Annotated in this window: 24 protein-coding genes, 1 pseudogene and 1 riboswitch; of the genes and pseudogenes, 14 read left to right on the top strand and 11 right to left on the bottom strand. The window is 68.9% G+C overall.

Annotated features, from left to right (window positions below; all coding sequences use genetic code 11):
• The first annotated feature begins 3 nt into the window (after nucleotides 1-3).
• From IE97_RS0113455 to IE97_RS0113445, 3 genes are all read left to right on the top strand, one after another.
• A complete protein-coding gene (locus IE97_RS0113455; protein ID WP_078603214.1) occupies nucleotides 4-1,116 on the top strand; it encodes a LacI family DNA-binding transcriptional regulator in 1,113 nt (370 codons plus the stop codon).
• Nucleotides 1,117-1,398: 282 nt separating this feature from the next.
• Nucleotides 1,399-2,490 (top strand): metallophosphoesterase family protein, encoded by a 1,092-nt coding sequence (locus tag IE97_RS0113450; protein ID WP_106975338.1) that lies wholly within the window; start codon nucleotides 1,399-1,401, stop codon nucleotides 2,488-2,490.
• A gap of 183 nt (nucleotides 2,491-2,673) precedes the next feature.
• Entirely contained in the window at nucleotides 2,674-3,540 is an 867-nt protein-coding gene (locus IE97_RS0113445) for a hypothetical protein (protein WP_030237544.1), read from the top strand.
• A gap of 57 nt (nucleotides 3,541-3,597) precedes the next feature.
• On the opposite strand, the gene IE97_RS0113440 is transcribed toward IE97_RS0113445, so the two are convergent.
• A complete protein-coding gene (locus IE97_RS0113440) occupies nucleotides 3,598-4,701 on the bottom strand; it encodes a hypothetical protein (RefSeq protein ID WP_037844297.1) in 1,104 nt (367 codons plus the stop codon).
• Between the two features lie 78 nt (nucleotides 4,702-4,779).
• Nucleotides 4,780-4,926 (bottom strand): annotated as a pseudogene (locus tag IE97_RS0113435) (thiamine biosynthesis protein ThiC); the annotation flags it as partial.
• A 48-nt stretch (nucleotides 4,927-4,974) separates the two neighbouring features.
• On the opposite strand from IE97_RS0113435, the gene IE97_RS0113430 reads away from it, so the two are divergent.
• Nucleotides 4,975-5,544 (top strand): DUF4240 domain-containing protein, encoded by a 570-nt coding sequence (locus IE97_RS0113430; RefSeq protein WP_030237531.1) that lies wholly within the window; start codon nucleotides 4,975-4,977, stop codon nucleotides 5,542-5,544.
• A gap of 185 nt (nucleotides 5,545-5,729) precedes the next feature.
• Here IE97_RS0113430 and thiC read toward each other — a convergent pair whose 3' ends face one another.
• Nucleotides 5,730-7,532, bottom strand: coding sequence for a phosphomethylpyrimidine synthase ThiC (gene thiC / locus IE97_RS0113425; RefSeq protein ID WP_030237527.1), 1,803 nt, complete (start codon nucleotides 7,530-7,532; stop codon nucleotides 5,730-5,732).
• Nucleotides 7,525-7,715: riboswitch (TPP riboswitch) on the bottom strand. Its footprint overlaps the gene before it by 8 nt.
• A 72-nt stretch (nucleotides 7,716-7,787) precedes the next feature.
• Here thiC and IE97_RS0113420 point away from each other — a divergent pair.
• Nucleotides 7,788-9,527: a YibE/F family protein gene (locus IE97_RS0113420; RefSeq protein ID WP_078603213.1), complete on the top strand. Its 1,740-nt coding sequence runs from the start codon at nucleotides 7,788-7,790 to the stop codon at nucleotides 9,525-9,527.
• Between the two features lie 164 nt (nucleotides 9,528-9,691).
• Here the strand turns inward: IE97_RS0113420 and IE97_RS0113415 are convergent, their stop codons facing one another.
• The 4 genes from IE97_RS0113415 to IE97_RS0113400 all read right to left on the bottom strand — a co-directional run bounded on the left by IE97_RS0113415 (nucleotide 9,692) and on the right by IE97_RS0113400 (nucleotide 11,963).
• Nucleotides 9,692-10,126 carry an SsgA family sporulation/cell division regulator gene (locus IE97_RS0113415; RefSeq protein WP_010032831.1) on the bottom strand — a complete coding sequence of 145 codons (435 nt, stop codon included), beginning with the start codon at nucleotides 10,124-10,126 and terminating at the stop codon, nucleotides 9,692-9,694.
• Between the two features lie 99 nt (nucleotides 10,127-10,225).
• Nucleotides 10,226-10,939 (bottom strand): IclR family transcriptional regulator domain-containing protein, encoded by a 714-nt coding sequence (locus tag IE97_RS0113410; protein ID WP_030237517.1) that lies wholly within the window; start codon nucleotides 10,937-10,939, stop codon nucleotides 10,226-10,228.
• Nucleotides 10,940-11,278: 339 nt separating this feature from the next.
• On the bottom strand, nucleotides 11,279-11,491 hold the full coding sequence (locus tag IE97_RS0113405) for a DUF5326 family protein (protein ID WP_030237513.1): 213 nt from the start codon (nucleotides 11,489-11,491) through the stop codon (nucleotides 11,279-11,281).
• A 154-nt stretch (nucleotides 11,492-11,645) separates the two neighbouring features.
• The gene (locus IE97_RS0113400; RefSeq protein ID WP_010032823.1) at nucleotides 11,646-11,963 is read right to left on the bottom strand and encodes a cupin domain-containing protein; all 318 of its coding nucleotides are present in this window, start codon (nucleotides 11,961-11,963) and stop codon (nucleotides 11,646-11,648) included.
• Between the two features lie 61 nt (nucleotides 11,964-12,024).
• Between IE97_RS0113400 and IE97_RS0113395 the strand changes: the two genes are divergently transcribed.
• The 5 genes from IE97_RS0113395 to IE97_RS0113375 all read left to right on the top strand — a co-directional run bounded on the left by IE97_RS0113395 (nucleotide 12,025) and on the right by IE97_RS0113375 (nucleotide 15,845).
• Entirely contained in the window at nucleotides 12,025-12,402 is a 378-nt protein-coding gene (locus IE97_RS0113395; protein WP_030237510.1) for a phage holin family protein, read from the top strand.
• Between the two features lie 6 nt (nucleotides 12,403-12,408).
• On the top strand, nucleotides 12,409-12,900 hold the full coding sequence (locus IE97_RS0113390; RefSeq protein WP_030237507.1) for a low molecular weight protein-tyrosine-phosphatase: 492 nt from the start codon (nucleotides 12,409-12,411) through the stop codon (nucleotides 12,898-12,900).
• Nucleotides 12,897-14,135 carry a cystathionine gamma-lyase gene (locus IE97_RS0113385; RefSeq protein ID WP_030237504.1) on the top strand — a complete coding sequence of 413 codons (1,239 nt, stop codon included), beginning with the start codon at nucleotides 12,897-12,899 and terminating at the stop codon, nucleotides 14,133-14,135. Before IE97_RS0113390 ends, IE97_RS0113385 begins: the two co-directional genes overlap by 4 nt.
• Nucleotides 14,136-14,334: 199 nt before the next feature.
• Nucleotides 14,335-15,240, top strand: a complete 906-nt coding sequence (locus IE97_RS0113380; RefSeq protein ID WP_030237500.1) for a LysR family transcriptional regulator — start codon at nucleotides 14,335-14,337, stop codon at nucleotides 15,238-15,240.
• Nucleotides 15,241-15,362: 122 nt separating this feature from the next.
• Nucleotides 15,363-15,845, top strand: a complete 483-nt coding sequence (locus IE97_RS0113375) for an NUDIX domain-containing protein (protein ID WP_030237498.1) — start codon at nucleotides 15,363-15,365, stop codon at nucleotides 15,843-15,845.
• A gap of 13 nt (nucleotides 15,846-15,858) precedes the next feature.
• Here IE97_RS0113375 and IE97_RS0113370 read toward each other — a convergent pair whose 3' ends face one another.
• A complete protein-coding gene (locus IE97_RS0113370) occupies nucleotides 15,859-17,223 on the bottom strand; it encodes a globin domain-containing protein (RefSeq protein ID WP_234331810.1) in 1,365 nt (454 codons plus the stop codon).
• Between the two features lie 454 nt (nucleotides 17,224-17,677).
• On the opposite strand from IE97_RS0113370, the gene IE97_RS0113365 reads away from it, so the two are divergent.
• A complete protein-coding gene (locus IE97_RS0113365) occupies nucleotides 17,678-18,544 on the top strand; it encodes a GNAT family N-acetyltransferase (RefSeq protein WP_030237490.1) in 867 nt (288 codons plus the stop codon).
• 113 nt (nucleotides 18,545-18,657) lie between these two features.
• Here the strand turns inward: IE97_RS0113365 and IE97_RS0113355 are convergent, their stop codons facing one another.
• On the bottom strand, nucleotides 18,658-19,866 hold the full coding sequence (locus IE97_RS0113355; RefSeq protein WP_030237485.1) for an MFS transporter: 1,209 nt from the start codon (nucleotides 19,864-19,866) through the stop codon (nucleotides 18,658-18,660).
• Between the two features lie 143 nt (nucleotides 19,867-20,009).
• On the opposite strand from IE97_RS0113355, the gene IE97_RS0113350 reads away from it, so the two are divergent.
• Both IE97_RS0113350 and IE97_RS0113345 read left to right on the top strand, forming a co-directional pair.
• Entirely contained in the window at nucleotides 20,010-20,474 is a 465-nt protein-coding gene (locus IE97_RS0113350; RefSeq protein WP_030237480.1) for a MarR family winged helix-turn-helix transcriptional regulator, read from the top strand.
• A 40-nt stretch (nucleotides 20,475-20,514) separates the two neighbouring features.
• Entirely contained in the window at nucleotides 20,515-20,967 is a 453-nt protein-coding gene (locus IE97_RS0113345) for a GNAT family N-acetyltransferase (protein WP_030237477.1), read from the top strand.
• 72 nt (nucleotides 20,968-21,039) lie between these two features.
• On the opposite strand, the gene IE97_RS0113340 is transcribed toward IE97_RS0113345, so the two are convergent.
• Nucleotides 21,040-22,425 carry a serine hydrolase domain-containing protein gene (locus tag IE97_RS0113340; RefSeq protein ID WP_030237473.1) on the bottom strand — a complete coding sequence of 462 codons (1,386 nt, stop codon included), beginning with the start codon at nucleotides 22,423-22,425 and terminating at the stop codon, nucleotides 21,040-21,042.
• A gap of 141 nt (nucleotides 22,426-22,566) precedes the next feature.
• On the opposite strand from IE97_RS0113340, the gene IE97_RS0113335 reads away from it, so the two are divergent.
• Entirely contained in the window at nucleotides 22,567-23,130 is a 564-nt protein-coding gene (locus IE97_RS0113335) for a dihydrofolate reductase family protein (protein WP_030237469.1), read from the top strand.
• A 65-nt stretch (nucleotides 23,131-23,195) separates the two neighbouring features.
• On the opposite strand, the gene dnaB is transcribed toward IE97_RS0113335, so the two are convergent.
• The gene (gene dnaB / locus IE97_RS0113330) at nucleotides 23,196-24,677 is read right to left on the bottom strand and encodes a replicative DNA helicase (RefSeq protein WP_030237465.1); all 1,482 of its coding nucleotides are present in this window, start codon (nucleotides 24,675-24,677) and stop codon (nucleotides 23,196-23,198) included.
• Between the last annotated feature and the right edge of the window lie 179 nt (nucleotides 24,678-24,856).

Genomic DNA, 24,856 nt, shown 5'->3' with positions numbered 1-24,856 from the left:
GCCATGACAGCAGCAGGGAAGCACCAGGTGAGCCGCGCGGAAACCTCACGGCGAGGCACTCGGCCGGGTCGAGCGGGTATCAGGGACGTGGCCGCCGCCGCCGGAGTCTCCATCACGACCGTCTCCGACGCCCTCAACGGCAAGGGCCGGCTCCCGGACGCCACCCGGCGCCATGTCCGCGAGGTCGCCGACCGGCTGGGCTATCGCCCCTCGGCCGCCGCCCGGACACTGCGTACCGGCAAGTCGGGACTCATCGGCCTGACCGTGACCACGTACGGGGATGAACCTTTCACCTTCACCGAGTTCGCGTACTTCGCCGAGATGGCGCGAGCCGCCACCTCCGCCGCACTGGCCCGCGGCTACGCCCTGGTCATCCTGCCCGCGACCTCCCGCCACGACGTGTGGTCGAACGTCGCCCTGGACGGCACGGTCGTCATCGACCCCTCCGACCAGGACCCGGTCGTCAGCGAACTCGTCCGCCAGGGCCTGCCGGTCGTCTCCGACGGCCGCCCGGCCGGCTCGCTGCCGGTCACGGCCTGGGTCGACAACGACCACGAGGCCGCCGTCCTCGGCATCCTCGACCACCTGGCCGCCGCCGGAGCCCGCCGCATCGGCCTGCTGACCGGCACCACGACGGACACGTACACCCACCTGTCCACCACCGCCTACCTGCGCTGGTGCGAGCGCGTGGGCCAGGACCCGGTGTACGAGGCCTACCCGGCGCACGACCCCTGCGCGGGCGCCGTCGCCGCCGACCGGCTCCTCGCCCGCCCCGACCGGCCCGACGCGGTCTACGGACTGTTCGACCCCAACGGCACCGACCTGCTCGCCGCAGCCCGCCGCTACGGCCTGCGCGTCCCCGACGACCTGCTGCTCGTCTGCTGCAGCGAGTCCACCGTGTACGCCAACACCGAGCCGCCGATCACCACGCTCTCCCTGAAGCCCCGCCGCATCGGCACGGCGGTGGTCCAGCTTCTGATCGACGCCATCGAAGGAGTGGAAGCGGACCAGCCGGTCGAGCAGGTGATACCGACGGAACTGATCGTGCGGACGTCGTCCCAGCGGCGCTCGCCGCGCACCACGGTCAGCCCACCGAGGTCACCCGAGCAGGCGTAGGCCCGGTCCCCGGGCAGGGGGGAAGGTCACACACTCCTGGGGAGAAACCGGGCCGGTCCCCAGGAGAGAAGGGATCGTTCTCGCGAAGAGAAGAAGTCCGAGGACGGTCACACGGTGGTCAAAGCCCGGCGCAATCGGGGCGAAAGCCACGGTGAACTGGACTCTTGCTCTGATTCACCACCCCTGGGTCATCACATGGCGCGATCCGCATTCCTATGATGGGCCCACGACACCCACGGGCCGCTACGACCAGGCAGTCCGATGCGGTGCAGATGCGGCGCGATGGTGGAGGGGTCGATGACTCAGGGGGCCGGTCAGGGACCCGAGGTGGAGCGGACGGCGACGTTGCGCGACTTCCGGGTGCCCGCGTACGTCCACGAGGCCGGTCCGTACGTCCACAGCGCCCACCCCGCCGAGGTCGCCCCACCACCCGAGGAGACGTACCCCGAGGGATACACGCCGACCCAGCGTGACCTTCCCGTCGTCAACCGGGGGGACACTGTCCAGGTGACCATCGATCCCGAAGCCGCCTCGGCCCCGCAGGCGAACACCGGACAGGGCCCGCTGTACGTCGTGGGCGACGTGCACGGCTACCTCGACGAGCTGGTGGCCGCCCTGCAGGAGAAGGGCCTGCTCGACGCCGCCGGCAACTGGTGCGCGGGCACCGCCCGCCTGTGGTTCCTCGGCGACTTCACCGACCGCGGGCCGGACGGCATCGGCGTCATCGACCTGGTGATGCGGCTGTCCGCCGAGGCCGCCGCGGCCGGCGGCTACTGCAAGGCGCTCATGGGCAACCACGAGCTGCTGCTGCTCGGCGCCAAGCGGTTCGGCGACACCCCCGTCAACTCCGGCGCGGGTACCGCCACCTTCCAGGCGGCCTGGCTGCTCAACGGCGGCCAGAAGACCGACATGGACCGCCTCCAGGACCACCACCTGCAGTGGATGTCCCGCCTGGACGCCGTCGAGGAGGTCGACGGCCACCTGCTCGTACACTCCGACACCACCGCCTACCTCGACTACGGCCGCTCCATCGAAGAGGTCAACGACACCGTCCGCGAGACGCTCACGCGCAACGACGCGGACGAGGTCTGGGACCTGTTCCGCAAGTTCACCAAGCGGTTCTCCTTCCGCGACGAGGGCGGCGCGGACGCCGTGCGCTCCCTGCTCGATACGTACGGGGGCACCCGCATCGTTCACGGCCACAGCCCGATTCCGTACCTGCTGGGCGAGGTCGGCTCCGAGGACGACGAGGACAGCGGCGACCCCGTCATCGAGGGACCGCACGTCTACGCCGACGGACTCGCCATCGCGATGGACGGCGGCGTGACCATGGCCGGAAAGCTGCTGGTCCAGCAACTGCCGCTGGGCACGTGAACGTTCACCGGGCAGGCGTTTCCCCTCACATGACCGGACCGGCGAGGGGCCAATTTCGGTAAACCCCCTGTCACCGCCCACCTCCACGGCTCTACCATCTGCTTATCCGTAGCAGGCTCCCCTCCGTTTCTGCCCGACGGCTCGTCAGCATGCCGAGCCACAAGCCCTACGGAGCATCGGGGGATGCACATGAACAGCGTTCCGCAGCACCTGCTGAGCGAGGACCGCCAGGAATACGAGCGGATCCTCGATGAGGCGCTGCGCTCCGCACCACACCGTCCGGAACTCGCCGCTGTCGGACAGCGGCTCAACCCCGAACAGCTGCGCACCATGGCGCTGAACGCCACCGCGATCATCACGGCGGCCGCGTCGACCGAGTACCAGCACTACGTCAAAATCCGCGACGAGCTCCGCCAGCCGGTGCAGTCCGGCCGGCCGGCCGTGGGCGACTCCGGCTCCTCGGAGCCGGACACCGGCGCGGCGGGGCTCGCCGCCACGATGGGAGAGGTGGCCGAGACCGCCGGCGCGGGCGCCATCGCCGTTGTCGCCGTCCTCGCCCCCCTCCTGGCCGGCACGGCCGCCGCGATCTTCCTGCTCGTCGGCTACATCCTGCAGATGCTCAACCCGGAGCAGACCTTCGCCCGGACCATGCTCACCACGGGCTGGGTGTTCGGCGCCGTGACCGCCATCGCGATCCTCGTCGCCGCCGTGGGTCTGCTGCTCACCGCCCTGCGCAACAAGCCGACGGCGGAGGTCGGTCCGTACGCCGAGCTGCAGGGGGAAGTGGACAAGGCCAGGGCGGCCTGGCGTGAGGCGCTGCTGGAGCGCGGCATCCTGCCCTTCCTGCGGGAGGCCCTCGTCGACCCGGGCGCGGCCGCCGCGCTGCGCCACCCTTCCTCGTCCGCACCGGTCAGCCGCATGCCGCACCTCGGCTACGACCGCCCGGGCTTCACCAGCCCCGAAGACGGCCGGCGCGGCTCGCGGCCCAGTTACAGCAGCCCGGACTACAGCAGCCCGGACTTCGGAGGACCGGAACACCAGCCGGAGTAACGTCTAGGTGTGTTGTCCAGGAGCCGCCGTGCGGTGCCCGCCGCGCAGCCGACTTGCTCACAGCCGACGGAGGATCTGCGCCTCGACCCGTTCGACTGTGCGGCGGCTGAAGGCATGTACCAGGGCCAGGTGGTACAGCGCCGGTGCCGTCGCCGCCCAGCGGTGGACGCGGTCGTCCCGCAGCAGGTACCTGACCACCGTCGTCGGCCGGAAGGGGACGAAGTCGATGGTCTGGTGCTCCCAGCGGTCGGCGACGCCCCTGCTCATCCGTGCTTCCAGATCCGCGCTCTTCAGCTCGTGCAGCCTGGCGTAGAAGTGCGCACTCCAGCCCCTCCTCTCCACGTCCAGTACGAAGGCCAGGAGCTCGAGTGTGGACTCGTGGGCCTCCAGGGACAGTTCCTCCCGCATGCCGCGGCGGGCCACCGCGTGCAGGTCGGGTGCGTTCCTTCCCGATGAGTCGATGTGGCGTGACAGTCCCTCGTTGACCGAGGAGTTCCAGACGCCAGGGGCCATACGGACCCGGTCGCTGCGCCGGGTCACCACGAGCATGTCGTCCGCGGTGACCACCGCGATGTTGATCCCGAGGCTGCACTGAAGGAAGGCCGGAGCCCTCAACGGCTCGTCCGGGTCCAGGTAGCGGGACCTGGGCGTGGTGCCGTCCGGGAGCCGACGGTCGAGCTGCTGGGCGGCGAGGAAGGTGTAGTAGTCGGTCGGGCGCAGCCGCAGGTGGACTTCGGGTCGTTCCTCGAGTGCCGTACGCGAGATCTCGACGGATTCGACCGCGTACCGCGGGCCGTTCCACAGCGAAGCGCGTCCCTCGGCTTGCAGGCGCTCGCTCTCCTCGGCGATCTCGTCCCGCCAGCCGGCCATGTCCGGGGGCAGCGTCACCTCCTCGTCGAGTACGTGCACATGGACGGATTCGGGTGATATGGGCAGCTCGCCGTCGCCTTCGACGATCAGGGCGGGCGTCTGGAGCGGTCCGAGGGAGAACGCCCGCCAGGCGGGCGTCGACTCCTCACGCCGCCTCAGGCCCCGGACCGCACTGGTGGAACGTCTGCGCAGGCGGTACCACGCGTCCTGCAACGGCTGCTGGAACAGCACGGCGAACACCATGCCGAATACGGCGCCCACGACACCGTTGAGCACATCGATCCCATCCATGTCCACGACAGTAGGGATCTTGGGCCGGGCAGGCGCCGCCGTGCTGTTTCCGTTACGCGATCAATGCCGCGGGCCGGGTCAGTCCGCGATCGGCAGGTACACGCGGTTGCCGCTCGCGGCGAACTCCTTCGACTTCTGGGCCATGCCCTCCTCGATCTCGGTCTTGGTGCCGCCGTGTTCACGACGGATGTCCTGAGAGATCTTCATGCTGGACAAGTCCAGACCGGAGTCGCGCCGCCTCGTTGTCGTACGCGGATGGCACAGTGCACCACCATGAACACTGACCGGTTCTGGAACATCATCGAGTCCGCGCGTTCGTCGGCCGCCATCTCTGGCGTGCCCCTCGACGAGGCCCTGGTGGAACTGCTCGCCGGTAGCGCTCCGCAGGAGATCCTTGAGTACGCCGAACGGTTCGATGAGGTACACGACGCTCTGTACCGCTGGGACGTCTGGGCTGCGGCGTACCTCATCGGCGGCGGCTGCTCCGACGACAGCTTCATGGACTTCCGAGCAGGAGTGATCGCGCTGGGACGAGGCTGGTACGAGCGCACGGCTCTTGATCCGGACAACCTCGCCGAGCACCCCACTGTCATCGCAGCCGCGAGCGCCCACCGCAACGAGGCACTGTTCTACGAGGAAATGAACTACGCCGCTGGCGCCGCCTTCGAACGCCTTACGGGAAACCCGGATGCCTTCTACGAGGCTTGGGCCGGGTACCGGTCAGTTGCTCATCAGGACGCCGATGCAACAGACATGGGGGAAGACTTCGACTTCGACGACGCGAATGAGATGTATCGGCGACTGCCCCGTCTGGCGAGGCTCTATCTGGGAGCCGGCGACTAGATGGAGTCGAGAACCAGGAGCCGTCTCACGGGAATCGCACCCGGTCCACGCCCAGCGAACTGACGTCGTCGTCCAGCCCCTCAACAGACGCTCTGCCGTTGAGCACGCAGGCAGATCCGTGCCCTACAGGCCGGACAGAACGGCCCACGACTCCACGAGCCGCGGGCCGTCCCACACTGCTCCGACTAATCAGCCAGCGGCAGATAAACCCGGTTCCCGCTCGCCGCGAACTCCTTCGACTTCTGGAGCATCCCCTCGGCGATCTCCTCGGGCGAGGCCCCCTCAGCTGCAGCACCACCGAACCGCTCTGTGATGCTTTGGCTAATCTTCATGCTGCAAAATTTCGGACCGCACATCGAGCAGAAGTGAGCCGTCTTGGCGGGCTCCGCCGGGAGGGTCTCGTCGTGGAACTCGCGTGCGGTGTCCGGGTCGAGGGCGAGGTTGAACTGGTCCTCCCACCGGAACTCGAAGCGGGCGTCGGACAGCGCGTCGTCCCACTCCTGGGCGCCTGGGTGCCCCTTGGCGAGGTCGGCCGCGTGGGCGGCGATCTTGTAGGTGATGACGCCGGTCTTGACGTCGTCGCGGTTCGGCAGGCCCAAGTGCTCCTTGGGTGTGACGTAACACAGCATGGCCGTGCCCCACCAGGCGATCATCGCCGCACCGATGCCTGAGGTGATGTGGTCGTACGCCGGCGCGACGTCCGTGGTCAGCGGGCCGAGCGTATAGAACGGAGCCTCGTCGCAGATCTCCTGCTGCAGGTCGATGTTCTCCTTGATCTTGTGCATCGGGACGTGGCCCGGGCCCTCGATCATGGTCTGTACGTGGAAACGCTTCGCGATCCGGTTGAGTTCCCCGAGCGTGCGCAGCTCCGCGAACTGCGCCTCGTCGTTGGCGTCCGCGATCGAGCCGGGCCGCAGGCCGTCGCCGAGGGAGTACGTGACGTCGTACGCGGCGAGGATCTCGCAGAGTTCCTCGAAGTTCTCGTAGAGGAACGACTCCTTGTGGTGCGCGAGGCACCAGGCAGCCATGATCGAGCCGCCGCGCGAGACGATGCCGGTCTTGCGGTTCGCTGTCAGCGGCACGTACGCCAGGCGCACGCCCGCGTGGACGGTCATGTAGTCCACGCCCTGCTCGGCCTGCTCGATGACCGTGTCCTTGTAGATCTCCCAGGTCAGTTCCTCGGCGCGGCCGTCGACCTTCTCCAGGGCCTGGTAGAGCGGCACGGTGCCGATGGGCACGGGGGAGTTGCGCAGCACCCACTCGCGTGTGGTGTGGATGTTGCGGCCGGTGGACAGGTCCATGACCGTGTCGGCGCCCCAGCGGGTCGCCCAGGTCATCTTCTCGACCTCTTCCTCGATGGAGGACGTCACCGCCGAGTTGCCGATGTTGGCGTTGACCTTCACCAGGAACCGCTTGCCGATGATCATCGGCTCGATCTCCGGGTGGTTGACGTTGGCCGGCAGCACCGCACGGCCCGCGGCGATCTCGTCCCGGACCACTTCGGGCGAAACGTTCTCCCTGATGGCCACGTACTCCATCTCCGGCGTGATCTCGCCGCGCCGGGCGTACGCGAGCTGCGTGACCGCCTTGCCGTCCCTGCTGCGACGCGGCAGGCGCGGCCGACCGGGGAAGACAGCGTCGAGGTTGCGGAGGCCGCCGCGCGGCGAGGTGTGCTTGATGCCGTCGTCCTCTGGGCGGACGGGGCGGCCCGCGTACTCCTCGGTGTCGCCGCGGGCGATGATCCAGTTCTCGCGCAGCGGCGAAAGGCCCCTGCGGACGTCGGTGTCGACGAGTGGATCGGTGTACGGGCCCGACGTGTCGTACAGCGTGACCGACTGACCGTTGGTGAGATGCACCTGGCGAACCGGCACCCGCAGGTCGGGGCGGGTGCCCTCGACGTACGCCTTGTGCCAGCCGATGGACTTCCCGGCCTCCTGGGACTTCTCGTCCTGAACGGAGGCAGGCGTGCGCGCGTCCTTGTGGGTCATGAGACCTACTCCCTACGCCGGCATTACCCGGTAACAGGTTCGGCGGTCGACGCAGCGGTTTCCGTCCGCCGACGTTTCGTGTGAAACATCACTCACACTTCGGTGACGTTTCATGTGAAACATCGCTGGGACGGAGGTCAGCGCCCTCTCAGCCCGGTGCTCCGAGCTCCCGCGTGTACAAAAGGCGCCTCCACGCTAGCGGGAATTGTGGCGCGGTGAACAGAGGGCCCCCTTCGTTCTTGCGATGATCGGTCGGTGACCTCGACACAGCGCCCCGCGTACCCACCGCCCGAGCCGCCCCGCGGATCCGGCGCCGGATTCGGCGACGGCCGTGCAGGCGATCACGATTTCACCGCCGGTGCCGGGCAGGAGTCTGCCCGGGGACAGCAGCAGGGGCACGGTCCCGGCGGCAGGAGCGGGCCAGGTGCGGGCTTCGGAGCCTGGGGCGGTGCGGGTTCTGGTACCGGGGCCGCCGGCGACACTGGTTCCGGCTCCGAGGACCGGCACGGTTCCGGTCCCGGCGGTGCCCGCGTTCCTCGCGGCCGCGACGGATCCAGCGGGGGCAGCGGTCCTGGCGGAGGCCATGGGCACGACGGGGGCACCGGTCCTGGCCGAGGTCATGGGCACGCCGGGGGCGACGGTGACGGTGGGGGACACGGGCATGGTCACGGGCCCGGCTCCGCGCCGGGTGGTGGACACGGCCACTCGCACAGTCACAACCACGGCCCGGCCACGCCCGTGTCCATGCATCTGCGCAAGGTCATCGCGGCGGTGCTGATCCCGTTCGCCGCGGCGGTGCTGGTCGGTCTCGCCGTGCTGTGGCCGGGTGGTGCTCCGCCGCACGAGCGCACCGGCGTCGGCTTCGACCGGCAGACCCAGCAGGCCACCGTCACCAAGGTGGTCGAGGTGAGCTGCAAGGAGGCGGGCACCCAGGGAGTCCCGCCGACCGGCGACACCTCCACCGCCGAGGGTTCCTCCGCCGTGCAGCAGGAGAAGGGCACCTGCAAGCGTGCGACGATCCGGGTCGACAGCGGCAAGGACAAGGGCCGTACGTTCACCGAGATCGTCCAGCCGGACCAGTCCCGGCAGTTGAGCGAGGGCCAGGAAGTCGTGGTCGCCTACGAGCCCTCCGCGCCGCGGGACCTGCAGTACTCGGTCACCGACGTCAACCGTCGTCTGCCGCTGGCGCTGCTCGCCGGCATCTTCGCACTCGCCGTCGTGGTCGTCGGGCGGCTGCGGGGTGTCATGGCCCTCGTCTCGCTGGCCATCAGCTTCCTGGTGCTCAACTTCTTCATCCTGCCCGCGATCCTGCAGGGCTCGAACCCGCTGCTCGTGGCGGTGGTGGGTGCGAGCGCCATCATGCTCATCGCGCTGTACCTGTGCCACGGCCTGTCCGCCCGTACGTCCGTGGCGGTGCTGGGCACCCTTGTCTCGCTGTTGCTGATCGGCCTTCTCGGCTCGGTGTTCATCGACTGGGCGGCGCTCACCGGCAACACCGACGACAACACCGGCTTGATCCACGGCCTCTACCCGACGATCGACATGAGCGGTCTGCTGCTCGCCGGCGTCATCATCGGTTCGCTCGGTGTTCTCGACGACGTGACGGTCACGCAGACGTCGGCGGTCTGGGAGCTGCACGATGCCAACCCGTCGACGGGCTGGCGTGGGCTGTACCGCGCGGGTATCCGGATCGGGCGCGACCACATCGCCTCGGTCGTCAACACGCTCGTCCTCGCCTACGCGGGTGCCGCGCTGCCGTTGCTGCTGCTCTTCTCCATCGCGCAGAGCGGGGTGGGGACGGTCGCCAACAGTGAGATCGTCGCGGAGGAGATCGTGCGCACGCTGATCGGTTCGATCGGTCTGGTCGCTTCGGTTCCGGTCACCACGCTGCTGGCGGCGCTGGTGGTCTCGGCCGACCGTCCGGGAGCGGAGCCTGCCGCGGAGGCCGCCACGGTCCCGGCACGCGGGGGGAGGGGGCGGCGGCGTAAGCGCTGACGCCTCAGGGCCGGTGACGCCGCTGTGCCGAAGCGCCTCGGAGTCGTCTGAGCCCACCGGCCTCGCTGACGCGGGAGTCATCCGCCCCTCGTGCGGAGAAGCGTTCCTGCGCGGTCGGCGGCATCCGGTGAAGCGTTCCTCCACCAGGCCGCCCGACGGATCTCTCACCCAGCGCCCTGTTCCGCCAGGATGCGGTCCAGGGCCTCGTCGAGGTGGGCGTCGAAGTCGGCGAGCGAGCCTTCCTGGCCCAGCGGCACCAGCTTGTCGGTACGGTCCAGAAAGGCGACGAGCGGTGCCGTCGACGACCGGAAGAGCGCCTGGTCGCTGCCCACCTGAAGCCGGATCAGCACTTCGCCGAGCGAGTCGGGGTCGACGGGGGTGACCCGCACATCGCCCTCGCCGCACGGCCGGCCGACGCCGTCGATCAGCAACTCCCGCCCGAAAGCCCAGGTCACCGGGGCATCACCGGGCAAGTGGAACGTCAGCCGGACGGCATAGGGATCACTGGTCTCATAGCGCAGCTCCACCGGAATGCGGAAGGAGAGCTCCTCGGACACGAGAAAGCTCATCATGACCTCTGCCTGTACGGACTCGCGCATCGCTAACCCCGTCATTTGCCGTGGACTGGCCGGGAACTAACCTCTGACACTCGGTGGAATCTTGCTGAACGTACACAGCAGATCACAAGGAGTGAGTTTTCACATACTGATAGAGAGCGCCAGCGAGCCGAGTCGCCGCCCGATCTCATCCTGCAACCGCCGGGCCGCGGGGAGCAGCCGGTCTGTCTGGTGGGCGGGCAGGGAGATGGCCATCGTCGCGGCCGTGGTGCCCAGGGTGAGCGGAATCGCCGCGCAGACCGTGCCCAGGGCGTACTCCTGACGTTCGGTCACCGGTTCCATCCGTCGCGCGCGTTCCAGACGCCGGAGCAGACTGTGGTTGTCCCGCACCGTGTACGGCGTGAGCGGCTGCACCGGGTAGCGGTCGAGGTGATCCCGGCGGGCGTCCTCGTCCAGCTGGGACAACAGGCACTGCCCGATGGCATGCGCGTGCCCGGTCTCCCGGAAGTCGGCCCATTCCTCGACCGCGGGACTGGCCGGGCTGTCCGAGACGCACACGAGCTCGATCTCGCCCTCGCGGTACAGGGCGTAGTACACGGGTACGCCGAGCACGTCCCGCCAGTGCGCGAGCGCGTCGACGATCGTGCTGCGACGTTTCTGCCGTGCCCCGCTGCTGCTCAGCCGCTCGGCAGCCTCCCCGAGGAAGAACAGGCCCTTGTCCCGGCGCAGATAGCCCTCGTGCACGAGGGTGCGCAGCAGGTGGTACGTCGTGGGCAGCGCGATCCCGGTCTCCCGGGCCAACTGCTTGGCAGGGGCGCCGTACTCGTGTCCGGCGACGGTCTCCAGCAGGCGCATCGCGCGCTGGACGGAGCCGATCAGGGTCGCCGGGGGCGGTGATGCGGGGGAAGAAGGCTGCTCGGGCCGTTCCGCCGAGCGGGGTTGCGCGGGGACTGTGTGCAGGTGGACTGGTGCGGTGTCAGCCGGGGCCAAGGGTCACTTCCGAAGCGCGAGGGGGCGGCCCGTGCCGAGACACGGGTGGGGGTACGCCGCTCGCGGGGGTCTGTCCCCGCGTCGAGTTCCGGACTCTATTCGTCTGTCACCGCGCAGAGACGGCGCCGCCGGGAAACTTCCCCCGGCCGAGGGAACCGGAGATTCCAGGTGTTGTCCGCTACCCCCACCGGTTTCGCACCGGTCTCACCAGTCGCTGCGCGACGAGGAGCTCGACGTGAACTTCCGTACGACGTAGATCAGTCCACTGACCAGCGCCACGAAGACCAGCACCTTGAAGAGCAGTCCGATGACGAAACCGACCACGCTGGCTATCAGCCCGCCGAACACGACCAGGGCGATGACCGGCACCGCGACCCACTTCACCCACCACGGCAGTCCCGCGAAGATCTCTCGCATCGCCCTCGTCCTTACCTCTCCGCCCGTTCGGGTGCCGGGTCCTGTCGGTTCTGATGTCCTGCACTCGATGCTAGGTCCGAGAGGGGGCCGGGCGGGGGCCTCGCACCCCTTGTCCTCCCCTGACCGATCCCCTAGGGAACCCGGTGGCCGTTCGTCAGCTCTCGGGCGGAGAGAAGACCACCAGCACCCTGAGGTCCTCGGTGATGTGGTGGAACTTGTGGGCCACGCCCGCCGGTACGTAGATCACGCTGCCGCGCGCCACCTGCGTCGTCTCCAGGCCGACGGTGATCGCGGCACGGCCGCTCACAACGAAGTAGACCTCGTCCTGATTGTGCGGCTTCTGTGGATCCTGGTCGCCCGCGTCGAGGGCGTACAGGCCGACCGACATGTTCTGCTCGCGCAGAAACTGCAGGTAGGCGCCCTCGTTGGCGGCGCGTTCGGCCTCCAGTTCGTCCAGCCGGAATGCCTTCATGGCCTGGTCCGCCCCCTGCCTCTTGTGCCCGTGCCCGATCAGGTCTGCCACGATCAGACACATGATGAATTTCGTAGTCAAGACGATCGCCAACGCGGGTGCCCTGGCGGTCGCCGTTTGGCTGCTCGACAAGATCACCCTGACCGGTGACAGCACGGGCAAGAAGATCGGCACCCTGGTCGTCGTCGCGCTGATCTTCGGTCTGGTGAATTTCCTGGTCAAGCCGGTCGTCAAGCTGTTCAGCCTGCCGCTGCTGATAGTGACGCTCGGCCTGTTCACTCTGGTCGTCAACGCGCTGATGCTGCTGCTCACCTCGTGGCTGGCCGACCAGATCGACCTGAGCTTCCACGTGGACGGCTTCTGGACGGCCGTCCTGGGCGGCTTGATCATCTCGGTCGTCTCCTGGGCGCTGCACGTCGTTCTGCCCGACGGGGACTGACCGGTCGTGACGTACCGCGTCTGCTTCGTCTGCACGGGCAACATCTGCCGCTCCCCGATGGCCGAGGTCGTCTTCCGCGCGCGGGTGGCGGAGGCCGGACTCGAGGGCCTGGTCGAGGTCGACAGCGCCGGCACGGGCGGCTGGCACGAAGGCGACGGCGCCGACCCGCGCACGGTCGCCGTCCTGGAGGAGAACGGCTACGCCGTCAGCCACACGGCCCGGCAGTTCCAGCCGTCGTGGTTCTCCCGCCTGGACCTGGTCGTGGCCCTCGACGCCGGTCACCTCGGGGCGCTGCGCCGCCTCGCGCCCACGGAACAGGACGCGCGGAAGGTGCGGCTTCTTCGTTCGTACGACCCCTCTGCCGACGACGACCTCGACGTACCGGACCCCTACTACGGGGATGTGGACGGCTTCGAGGAGTGTCTTGAGATGGTGGAGGCGGCGAGCAGCGGTCTGCTCGCCGCTGTGCGTGAGGACGTGGAGGGAAACGTGGTATGAGCGGATCCGCGACGGGCGACGGGCCTCAGGTGACGGGCGGTGCCGCCCCGGCGACGAGCGACACGGGCCGGATGGCACGTGTCGCGGACGGGATGGTCTCGGGTTCCGGCGTCGGTGGCGGTGACGGCACGCGCGCGGTGCGGGCCGGGCTGCCCGAGCCGGTCAGGCACGAGCCCATCCTGCCCGGGCCCGTGTTCGCCGCCCACTACCACCTGCCCGGAGACCCCACCGGCCCCTACACCTACGGCCGTGACGAGAACCCGACCTGGACGCTCCTGGAGCGCGCCGTCGGGGAGCTGGAGGCACCCGGCCAGGACACCGCCGAGACGCTCGTGTTCGCCTCGGGCATGGCCGCGATCTCTGCCGTGCTCTTCTCCCGGCTGCGCACCGGGGACGTGTGCGTCCTGCCCGACGACGGGTACCAGGCACTGCCTCTGGTCCGCGCCCAGCTGGAGGCGTACGGCATCGAGGTGCGTACCGCGCCGACCGGCGGCGATGCCCAGCTCGACGTCCTCGACGGCGCGAAGCTGCTGTGGCTCGAGACCCCGTCGAACCCGGGGCTCGACGTGTGCGACATCAGGCGGCTCGCCGAGGCGGCGCACGCGCGTGGTGCCCTGGTGGCCGTCGACAACACCCTCGCGACACCGCTCGGCCAGCGTCCCCTGGAACTCGGGGCCGACTTCGCGGTGGCCAGTGGAACCAAGCAGCTCACCGGTCACGGCGACATCCTGCTGGGCTACGTCGTCGGACGGGACGCCGAGGCCATGGCCGCCGTGCACCGCTGGCGCAAGATCGTCGGTGCGATTCCCGGGCCCATGGAGGCCTGGCTCGCCCACCGCTCGATCGCGACGCTCCAGATGCGGGTCGACCGGCAGTGCGCGACCGCCCTGACGGTCGCCGAGGCGCTGCGCGAGCGGCCCGAGGTGACCGGGCTGCGCTATCCGGGACTCCCCGACGACCCCTCCCACAAGATCGCCTCGCAGCAGATGCGGCGCTTCGGGTGCGTGGTGTCGTTCACGCTGCCCACGCGTGCGCGTGCCGACCGATTCCTCGACGCGCTGCGGATCGTGGACGACGCGACGAGCTTCGGCGGAGTGCGGTCCACGGCAGAACGGCGCGGGCGCTGGGGTGGAGACGCGGTGCCGGAGGGTTTCATCCGCCTGTCGGTCGGCGCCGAGGACCCGGAGGACCTGGTGGCGGACGTGCTGTGTGCGCTGGACACGTCGGCGGCTTGACCGTTCCCCTGCCGGACGGTCCGAGCCTCCCCCCTCGTGGCTCGGACCGTCCTCCGGTTCCGCGCGCAAGAACCGCGCGACCAAGGCTAGTTGACTCTCTGTCAGTGTCCAATCACAGTAGCGACAGAGACCTATCGACTTATTTATAGTTGGCGCGGTCGGGGGGTGGGGAGCGGGGCTGAGAGGGGAGAGTGCTGCGGTGGATCTGGCCTTGCTACGGACCTTTGTGACCGTGCACCGGGCCGGTTCCTTCACGCGTGCCGCCGCCCTGCTGGGTCTCTCGCAGCCGGCCGTCACCTCGCAGATCAGGACGCTGGAACGGCAACTGGGCCGCCCTCTGTTCCTTCGGCAGGCCCGCGGCGTGACCCCGACGAGCATCGGCGACGAGCTCGCCCACAAGGCCGCACCACATCTCGATGCCCTGGTGGAGATCACCGAGACCGGTCTCGACGACGACTCCTCCTTACGGACGCTGCACCTCGCCGGCCCTCCGGAGTTCACCGCTGAACGGGCCCTGCCCGCGCTCACCGAGCTGATCGGTGAGGACGGCCAGGGGTTCGCCCTCCGCGCCTCTTTCGGCACCGCCGAGGAAACGCTGGAAGGGCTTTCCGCCGGGCATCACGATCTGGCCATTTGCACGGCCCGGCCGCGTGGCCCGCTGCTCACAGCGACTGCGCTCTGCGACGAGGAGCACGTCCTGGTCGCCGCCCCTCGATGGGCCGAGCAGATCGACGCCGGACAGCCGGACCTCAAGCCGGAGCCGGCCCTGGAGCAGGTACCCGTGGTGGAGGTGCACGAGTCGCTGCCCTTCGTCTCCCGCTACTGGGCGTCCGTCTTCGACTCGCGTCCGGCCGCCCCGGGCACGGTCATCGTCCCCGACCTGCGCGCGGTGCTTGCGTGTACGGTCGCGGGTGCGGGTATGGCGGTGCTGCCGCGCTATCTGTGTGCTGCCGCTCTGGAGCGGGGAGAGGTCGTCGCCCTGCACGATCCGGCGGTGCCTCCGCTGCGGACGTACTTCCTGGTGGTCCGGACCGGGACCCTCGCGATGCCTCACATCGCACGGGCTCACGAGTGGCTGCAGCTCGCATCGGCCGACTGGTGCTGAGGTACCCGGGCACGGGTGCCGGACCGTACCGGTTGCACCGCAGGACAGCACCTCACTCTGAGAGCTCCTCCGGTGACATTTCGCGATGTTTCACGTGGAACCAGCCGGGCCACATTTCACTCATGACCGTCCGACCCGTGGTCAAGCGCACCGCCCGCGCCGTTCTGCTGGACGGTGACGACCTGATCCTGATCAAGCGCACCAAGCCCGGCGTCGACCCCTACTGGCTCACCCCCGGCGGTGGGGTCGAGCCCACCGACTCGACCGTCGTCGACGCCCTGCACCGGGAGGTGTACGAGGAACTCGGCGCGAAGATCACCGATGTGGTGCCCTGCTTCGTGGACACCATGGAGCACATCGGCGAGGACGGCGGCGCGACCGGTGTGAAGGTGCAGCACTTCTTCGTCTGCCGCCTGGAGTCCATGGACCCCTCTCTGCGCCATGGCCCCGAGGTGGACGAGCCCGTCGGCGAGTACGAGATCGTGCGCGTACCCTTCACCCGGGTGGGCATCGCCTCGGTCCATCTCGTTCCGCTGTCACTGCGGCACTATCTGGACGGCAACATCGAGGGCGTACGCGCCATGCACGCCCCGGACCTGGGTTGACACCGGCGACGGATCAGGACCAGGCCGCGACCAGTTCATCCACCGAGTCGTGCCGTATCCGCTCGGACGGGATGCCGACGCTCCGCAGCGCGTCCACCCCGCTGCGGATCATCCCTGGCGGGCCCGATAGGTAGGCGTCGTATTCGCTCCACGGGCCGAAGGCGCGTACGGCGTCCGGGAGCTGCTGGTGCGCCTGCTGGTCGATGATGGCCCGCACCGAGAGCCACGGGTGGGCCTGCTGGAGACGGAGCATGGTGTCGATGTCATACAGGTCGTGGTCGGTGCGGGCACCGTAGAAGACCTCGACCGACCGGCGCTCCCCGTGCTCGGCGACGTCCTCGACCATCGCCTTGATCGGTGCGATGCCCGTGCCGCCGCCCACGCACAGCAGACCGCTGTCGGTGGTGTGGTCCACGGTCATCGAACCGGCGGGCGGGCCGAGCCGGATGATGTCACCGGGGCGGGCGCGGTGCACCAGGGCGTTGGAGACCCAGCCCGCGGGGACGGCCTTCACGTGGAACGTCAGCAGGCCGTCGGAGCGGGGCGCCGAAGCGAAGGAGTAGTGCCGCCAGATCCTCGGCCACCAAGGAGTCTCCACGCTCGTGTACTGCCCGGCGAGGAAGGGGTACGGCTGGTCGGGGCGGACGGTGATGACGGCGACGTCCGGGGTTCTCAGGTCGTGTGTGACGACCTCCGCGTACCACCAGGCCGGAGCTCGCAGCTCGTCCGCGGCCGCCGCGTCGATCATGATCTGGGAGATCGTGGTGTACGTCCGGATCCAGGCCGCCTCCATCTCCTCGTTCCAGACGCCGGTGGCGTACTTGCTCAGCGCGCCGATGAGGCATTCGCCGACGGCCGGGTAGTGCTCGGGCCGCGTTCCGTACTTCCGGTGGCCCCGGCCGAGGTTCTGCAGGTAGTCGACGAGGACATCGGTGTTGTCGATGTGTTCGGCCGCTGTGAGCAACGCCCTGAGCAGCCGGTCCCGCTGGGTGTCCATCGCGGCCGGGAACAACGACCGCAGGTCCGGGTAGCGGACGAAGAGCAGTGCGTAGAAGTACGACGTGACCTTGTCGGCCACGGGGGTGACCTCGGCCATCGCACGGCGGATCAGGATGGCGTCCGGGGACGCTTCCCCGGGCGTGGCGGAGGCGGCCGGCTCCGAAGGCGACGCCTCGGCGGGTCTTGAGACCTCGGGGCCGGGTTCTTGGACCACGTCGGTGTCCGTACTGCCGGTCGTCGAGTCAGCGGCCGGTCGACGCCCTTCCTCCGTGCCGGGCTCACCGTCGGGGTCCTTTATCGGCCTGGTGCGGGGCGTGAACCAGCCGCCTCCGCCGCCAGAAGTGCCGTTGTCGGCCGACGTGGTGGTCGGAGCGTCCATGGTGTGCCTCGCCTCGAGCATCTCTCGGTCGGTCTGCGCACTTCCGGTCGGAAGGTGCCTGCTGTCCCCCGTGGACGGACTGCGTTCCCATCCGTGTCGTGGCCAATGCGGCCATATTCAACACGTGTCCCAGCTCTGTACGGACAAGTAAGGCGAGAGTGTGACATTGGCCGCAGCACGGGGCCGATGCCGGACGGGCCACCCCGCCCCGGACACGAACCGGAGTCGACCATACCGGCCACCGCTGTGCACACAAGTCCCCCCTTCCCTCCTCACGAATGAGGGCGCGGCGCGAACCATCAGCGCCGTCACGTACTGAGTGGCTCCCGTGTTTCACGTGAAACGACCGGCGCATGTCGGCCCTCTGTGCAGTCGGCTACAACTGGCCAAAAGCTCGTATGCGTCCCGGGAAAGAGGTGGACGTCAGAGGTCCTCGTCGGACAGCCTGACCTGCGTGCCGACTCCTTCCCTTGCCTCTCTGCCCATCCGCCGTCTGACGCTCCGCGATCTCGCCGCCTGCGCCGACTTGTCCGAGGACCGGGGGTGGCCACGGGAGGAGCACAAGTGGAGCTTCCTCCTCACGGCCGGCAAGGGCTACGGCGTCGACGCCCCCGACGGCGGCCTCGTGAGCGCCTGCGTCGTCACCGAGTACGGGCCCCAGGAGCACCCCGGCCTCGCGGCGATCGGCATGGTCCTGGTCGCCGAACGGCATGCCCGCCAGGGCGTGGGGCGCCGGCTCATGCGCCATGTCATCTCGGCGATGGGCACCACACCCCTCACCCTGCACGCGACGCCGTACGGCCGCCCCCTCTACGAGGAGCTCGGGTTCAAGGTCACCGGAGGGGCGGAGATGGTGAGGGGGCACTTCACCGCTGATGTACCGCAGCCGACGGTGGTCACCCGCGCCGCGACCGCCGAGGACCTCACCGCGATCCTCCGTCTCGACGAGGAGGTGTTCGGCGCCGACCGTACACACATCGTCACCCGGCTGCCCGCCTTCGCCGACCAGCTGCGCGTGGCCGAGGAGGGCGGGAAGATCATCGGGTACGCCGCCGCTTGGCCGAACATGGACACGCATGTCGTCGGCCCGCTCATCGCGCGTGACACGCGGGTGGCACAGGCGCTCATCGCCTCGCTCGCCGCCCACACCGACCGCCCCCTGCGCACCGACATCGACGTGCGGCACTCCGAGCTGCTCACGTGGGTGAAGGAGCGCGGCCTGGCGTCCGTCGGTTTCAATGCGGTGATGTCCTACGGGATCAACGAGCTGCCCGGGGACTGGAGCCGCCGGTTCGCCCCGGTCACAGTCGCCGCGGGCTGAAGCGCCCCCGATGCCGGCCGGGGCGAAGGCGTGGTCCTGCTCCTGCGGACCGTCTCCCACACCGATCGAGCCGATCAGAAAGCCGTCGTGGTGTACCGGTACACCGTCGGCGATCAGTGGTGGACCGTGGTCCGCTGATCGGCCGGCGCGGATCGGGTGACGACGGTGCTGGTGGCATCGGCGCGGCGCTCCAGGCCGGCCGAGATGAAGGCCAGGACCAGGGCTCCCCCGGCGAGCACGGCACCGACCCAGTTGGGAGCGGTGTAGCCGAAGCCCGCCGAGATCACGAGACCGCCGAGCCATGCGGACAGTGCGTTGCCGAGGTTGAAGGCGCCGATGTTCACGGCGGAGGCCAGCGTCGGGGCACCGTGCGCCTGGTCGAGGACCCGCTTCTGCAGCGGCGGTACCGTGGCGAAGCCCAGGGCACCGATCAGCGCGATCGTGAGGGCCGACAGCAGCTTGTTGTGCGCGGTGAGGGTGAACAGCGCCAGGACGACGGCCAGAGCGCCCAGTGAGACGTACAGCATGGGCATCAGGGCGCGGTCGGCGAACTTGCCGCCGACGAGGTTGCCGCCGACCATGCCGAGGCCGAACAGGACCAGCAGCCAGGTGACGGAGCCGTCGGCGAAGCCGGCGATGTGGGTCATCATCGGCGCGATGTAGGTGATGGCCGCGAAGACACCACCGAAGCCGAGAACGGTCATCGCCATCGCGAGGAGCACCTGCACGTTCTTGAAGGCGGCCAGCTCGTGCCGCAGGCGCACCCCCTCCGGCTTGGGCATGTCGGGGACGAGCCGGGCGATGCCGGCCAGGCCGACGACACCGAGGGCGGCGACGATCACGAAGGTCACGCGCCAGCCGGCGGACTGCCCCACGAGCGTGCCCAGCGGGACACCGACGACATTGGCGACGGTCAGACCGGTGAACATCATCGCGATGGCACCGGCCTTCTTGTCCGGGGCGACGAGGTCGGCCGCGACGACTGAGCCGATACCGAAGAAGGCGCCGTGGGCCAGCGAGGCGATGACCCGGCCGATCAGCATCACGGCGAAGGCGGGGGCGAGCGCCGAGAGCAGGTTGCCGGCAATGAACAGGCCCATCAGCAGCATCAGCATCCGCTTGCGGGAGACCTTGGTGCCGATCACGGTCATCAGCGGGGCGCCGAACATGACACCGAGCGCGTAGCCGGTCACCAGGTATCCGGCGGTGGGGATGGAGACGCCGTAGTCGCCCGCGACCTCGGGCAACAGCCCCATGATCACGAACTCGGTCGTGCCGATTCCGAAGGCCCCGATCGCGAGGGCCAGAAGCGCGAGAGGCATGGAGGAGATACACCTTCCAAACGATTGCATGAGCGCTTTACGTGCGAACACAATAGTTGCATACGCGGGCTATATGCAACCGCCGTCAATTGCGACTCTGCCCTATCCTTGGTGTCAGCCGCTCCGGGACGGAGGAAACGCCAATGACAGCGACGGACCCCGCACTCACCGCTCTCGCCCAGGGCTGGTGCGCGCTCTCCCTGCTGCACGGAAAGATCGAGGCCCACATCGAGCGCGCCCTGCAGGCAGGGCACGACCTGAGCGCGCGCGAGTACTCCCTGCTGGACGTGCTCAGCCGGCAGCACGACGGGGACGGAGGCCATCTGCAGATGAAGCAGGTCGCCGACGCGGTCGTTCTCAGCCAGAGCGCCACCACACGTCTGGTCACCCGGCTCGAGGACCGCGGGCTCCTGGAGCGCTACCTGTGCCCCACCGACCGCCGGGGCATCTACACGAACGTCACCGAAGCGGGACTCAAGCTGCTGGAAGAGGCGCGGCCGACCAACGACGCCGCCCTGCGCGAGGCGCTCGACGAGGCGGCGAAGAATCCGGAGCTGGCCCAGCTGGTCCGGGTCGTGGAGACGCTGAAGGCTCCGGTGCCTGCGTAGTCACCACTCGCACCGGCTGATCCTGCGTAGGGTGCGCCTCATGGGAGATTTCGACATACGTCCTGTAGCCGTCGACGACGTTCCTGCGATCGTCGGCATGCTCGCGGACGACCCCCTGGGCGCAGAGCGCGAGTCACCGGACGACCTGACCCCCTACCTGACCGCGCTGGAGCGGATCAGCGCCGATCCGAACCAGCGCCTGGTGGTGGCGGTTCGGGAAGGCCGAGCCGTCGGCACGCTCCAGCTCACGATCGTGCCCGGGCTGTCGCGACGCGGTGCGACCAGGTCGATCATCGAAGGCGTTCGTATCCACGCCGATGAGCGCGGGAGCGGTCTGGGAACCCGGCTCATCGAGTGGGCCATCAACGAATCCCGTCGGCAGGGCTGCCGGTTGGTCCAGCTGACCTCGGACAACACACGCACCGATGCCCACCGCTTCTACGAACGGCTCGGCTTCACACCCTCCCACACCGGTTTCAAGCTTTCGCTGTGACCCGCAAGCGCCCTGTTTCACGTGAAACAGGGCGCCCCCGCAGGCTCCGCCCGGTGTGCCGGAGGCCCCCGCCTAACCGATCCCGCGCCATCCCTCCGGGTCGACCCCACCTGGCACCGGAGCCCCCTCGTCATACGGCTGGCGCGTGAAGATGAACGACCCGAGGTCAAGGTGACTCAGGGATCCGTCCGGCCGCCGTACGGCCTTCAGGAGCTCACCGGCGTAGTAGCCCTCCAGGCCTGTCCATGTGCCGTCGCCGTTCGGGCGGAACCGCGAGCGCCGACCGCTGCCGGACAAGGGGCCCAGCGAGACGAACCCGTCGGCCGTCATCCGCAGGGCGAACGCATGCGTCCCCCAGTACCACTGGCCCGTCAGCTCCAGCGTCGCCGGATCGGCATCGCGCAATGGTTTCCATGGTGCCGGGATACGCGGTTCCGCCTCTGCGACGATGCGAACGAGGTCGGCTGCGACAGCGGACAGCAGCGGCCCGGAGCTGCAGTTGGCGAGGACGACCGAGGCCACATCGTCCTCGACACTGATCATGAGACACGCCAGGAAGCCGGGCAACGAACCGGTGTGGCCGACGAGGGCCCGCCCGTCCTGTTGCCGGATTTCCAGGCCCAGGCAGTAGGCGTAGCCGCTCGCCACGTCGGCTGCGTCGTGAGGGGCCGCCGGGGTCCTCATCTCCCGCAGCGAATCAGCGCTCAGTACCCGCTCATCACCGTTGACCAGGAATACCGCGAACCTCGCCAAGTCATCAGTGGTTGACCACAGTTGACCGGCCGGGGCCATACGCCCCAGGTCCTCGGTGGGCTCCGGGAGCATGACGTCAGCCCATGGATGCACTGCCCAGCCACCCGCATGCGGCGCCTGCGGCAGCACGCTCGTGCGAAACAACCCCAGGGGTTCGAGCACTTCCCGCCGAAGAACCTCCTCCCAGGGGGCGTCACGCAGCTTCTCGATGAGTGCGCCCAGCAGGGTGTAGCCCGGATTCGAATAGTGGAACCGTCGGCCGGGCGGGGAAAGCAAGGGCCGCTCGCCCAGAACGTCGCCGAGTTCTGGCCGCAGAGACCCGGGCGTCCGCTCCCACCACGGCCCTGGAGTCTCGGCCGCCAGCCCGCCGGTGTGCGCGAGCAGCTCGGCCACCGTCGCCTCCCCCACGCCGGTACCCGGCAGATGCTTTTCCAGGGGATCGCCGAGATCCAGTACCCCCTCGTCGCGCAGCCGCAGGATCAGAACCGCCGTGAAGGTCTTGGTGATCGAACCGATCCGGTACTGCACGTTCTCGTCCGGCGCATGCCCTTCCACGGAGCTCCGCGTGCCCGTCCACACCGGCTTTCCGTCCCGCACGACAGCCGCGACGAGCGAGGGAGCCCGCCCTTCGGCCTGCGCGACGGAGATCCGGTGCAGCAACGCCCGACGCGTGCCGGGGAGCAACTCTTCCTGAGATGTCGTCATGGACCCCAGTCCACCCGGCCCGGCACCTCTCCGTCGAGCACATTCGGAGCAGGCACCGTGCCATTTCCTCGGCGGAACGATGAGTTTCCCGCGCCGCGCCGGTCTGTTACACGTGAGACCGACTCACGGAAGGCCGGCGCCATGCGGAAACTGATCTACGGCATGAACCTGACCCTGGACGGCTACATCGCCGCGCCCGGCGACGACATCGGCTGGAGCGTGCCGAGCGACGAGCTGTTCCAGTTTTGGTCCGACCAGCTGCAGGCGACCGACCTGTCGCTGTACGGACACAAGCTGTGGCAGACGATGAGCTCCTACTGGCCGACCGGCGACCAGCAGCCCAACGCCACCCCGGCGGAGATCGAGTTCGCGCGCCGCTGGCGGGACATGTCGAAGGTGGTGTTCTCCTCGACGATCGACAAGGTCGACTGGAACACCCGCCTGGTCACCGGCGACGCGATCGCCGAGATCACCCGGCTCAAGGCCGAGGACGGCGGCCCGATGGACATCGGCGGCGCGACGCTCGCCGGGGCCGCCATGCGGGCCGGGCTGATCGACGAGTATGTGCTGGCCACCGCGCCGGTCCTGGTGGGCGGCGGCACGCCGTTCTTCACCGCGCTGGACAGCTGGGTGAACCTGAACCTGGTGGAGACCCGGACGTTTCCCTGCGGCGTGATCCTGACCAGGTACGAGACGAGGCGCTGAGCGCCCGCGGATGATCACCGCGACGACCGAGACCTGGGACCCTACAGCCAGCCTGCCGGACCGGATCAGGTCTGTGCCATGTCCACGAAGCGTGAGTAGTGGCCCTGGAAGGCGACCGTGATCGTCGCCGTCGGGCCGTTTCGGTGCTTGGCCACGATCAGGTCGGCCTCGCCCGCGCGCGGGGACTCCTTCTCGTAGGCGTCCTCGCGGTGCAGCAGGATGACCATGTCCGCGTCCTGCTCGATGGAACCGGACTCACGCAGGTCGGAGACCATCGGCTTCTTGTCGGTGCGCTGCTCGGGACCACGGTTCAGCTGGGAGAGCGCGATGACCGGGATCTCCAGTTCCTTGGCCAGCAGCTTGAGGTTCCGGGACATGTCCGAGACCTCCTGCTGACGGCTCTCGGCCCGCTTGGACCCACCGGACTGCATCAGCTGGAGGTAGTCGATGACCACCAGCCTGAGGTCATTGCGCTGCTTGAGGCGGCGGCACTTGGCACGGATCTCCATCATCGACAGGTTCGGCGAGTCGTCGATGTAGAGCGGTGCCGCCGAGACGTCCGGCATCCGCCGGGCCAAACGCGTCCAGTCCTCGTCCGTCATCGTGCCGGACCGCATGTGATGCAGGGCGACGCGGGCCTCGGCGGACAGCAGACGCATCGCGATCTCGTTGCGTCCCATCTCGAGCGAGAAGATCACGCTCGGCAGGTTGTTCTTGATCGAGCAGGCCCGCGCGAAGTCCAGCGCGAGCGTGGACTTACCCATGGCCGGACGCGCGGCGATGACGATCATCTGGCCCGGGTGCAGGCCGTTGGTGAGCGAGTCGAAGTCCGTGAACCCCGTGGGTACTCCGGTCATCTCGCCGCTGCGCGAGCCGATCGCCTCGATCTCGTCGAGCGCGCCCTCCATGATGTCGCCGAGCGGCAGGTAGTCCTCGCTGGTCCGCTGCTCGGTGACCGCGTAGACCTCGGCCTGGGCGCGGTTGACGATCTCGTCGACGTCGTCGTCGGCCGCGTATCCCATCTGTGTGATGCGCGTACCGGCCTCGACCAGGCGGCGCAGGACGGCGCGCTCGTGGACGATCTCCGCGTAGTAGGCGGCATTGGCGGCCGTGGGAACGGTCTGGACGAGGGTGTGCAGATACGAGGCACCGCCGACCTTGTTGATCTCGCCGCGCTTGGTGAGTTCGGCGGCGATGGTGATGGGGTCGGCCGGCTCGCCCTTGGCATAGACGTCGAGGACGGCCTGGTAGATCGTCTCGTGGGCGGGCTTGTAGAAGTCGTGACCCTTGAGGATCTCGACAACGTCGGCGATCGCGTCCTTGGACAGGAGCATGCCGCCGAGGACCGACTGCTCGGCATCGATGTCCTGCGGCGGCACCCGCTCGAACGCCGGGCCCCCGCCGCCGTCCCACGCACCGTTGTCCCTGCCGCGCTCGTGCTGCTCGTCGCGGCCCCGGGCTCCGTCGCCACGTCGGCGGGAGGAGGGCAGACGATCACTGGGTCCGCTGTCGGCCCACGGGTCGTCCAAGGGCTCGGAAATGCTCACCGAGCCACCTCCTCCCGTCCGCCGCAGCAGACCTCGCCGTGCCCCATCTTTTCTACGGCACGGCACTGACAAATGAGAGGCCCAACTCCGGTTGGTCGGTGCCGGTTTTGCGATGCTTTGGAAACCGGCGGACGGAGCGGGCGCCGGACCACGTTAGGCCTGTCTGCACCGTCAGCCAA

This window comes from Streptomyces sp. NRRL S-455 (genome assembly GCF_000717875.1).
GTDB lineage: Bacteria > Actinomycetota > Actinomycetes > Streptomycetales > Streptomycetaceae > Streptomyces.
The sequence above is the reverse complement of the archived record's forward strand: the minus strand, read 5'-3'. Positions and strand labels throughout refer to the sequence as shown.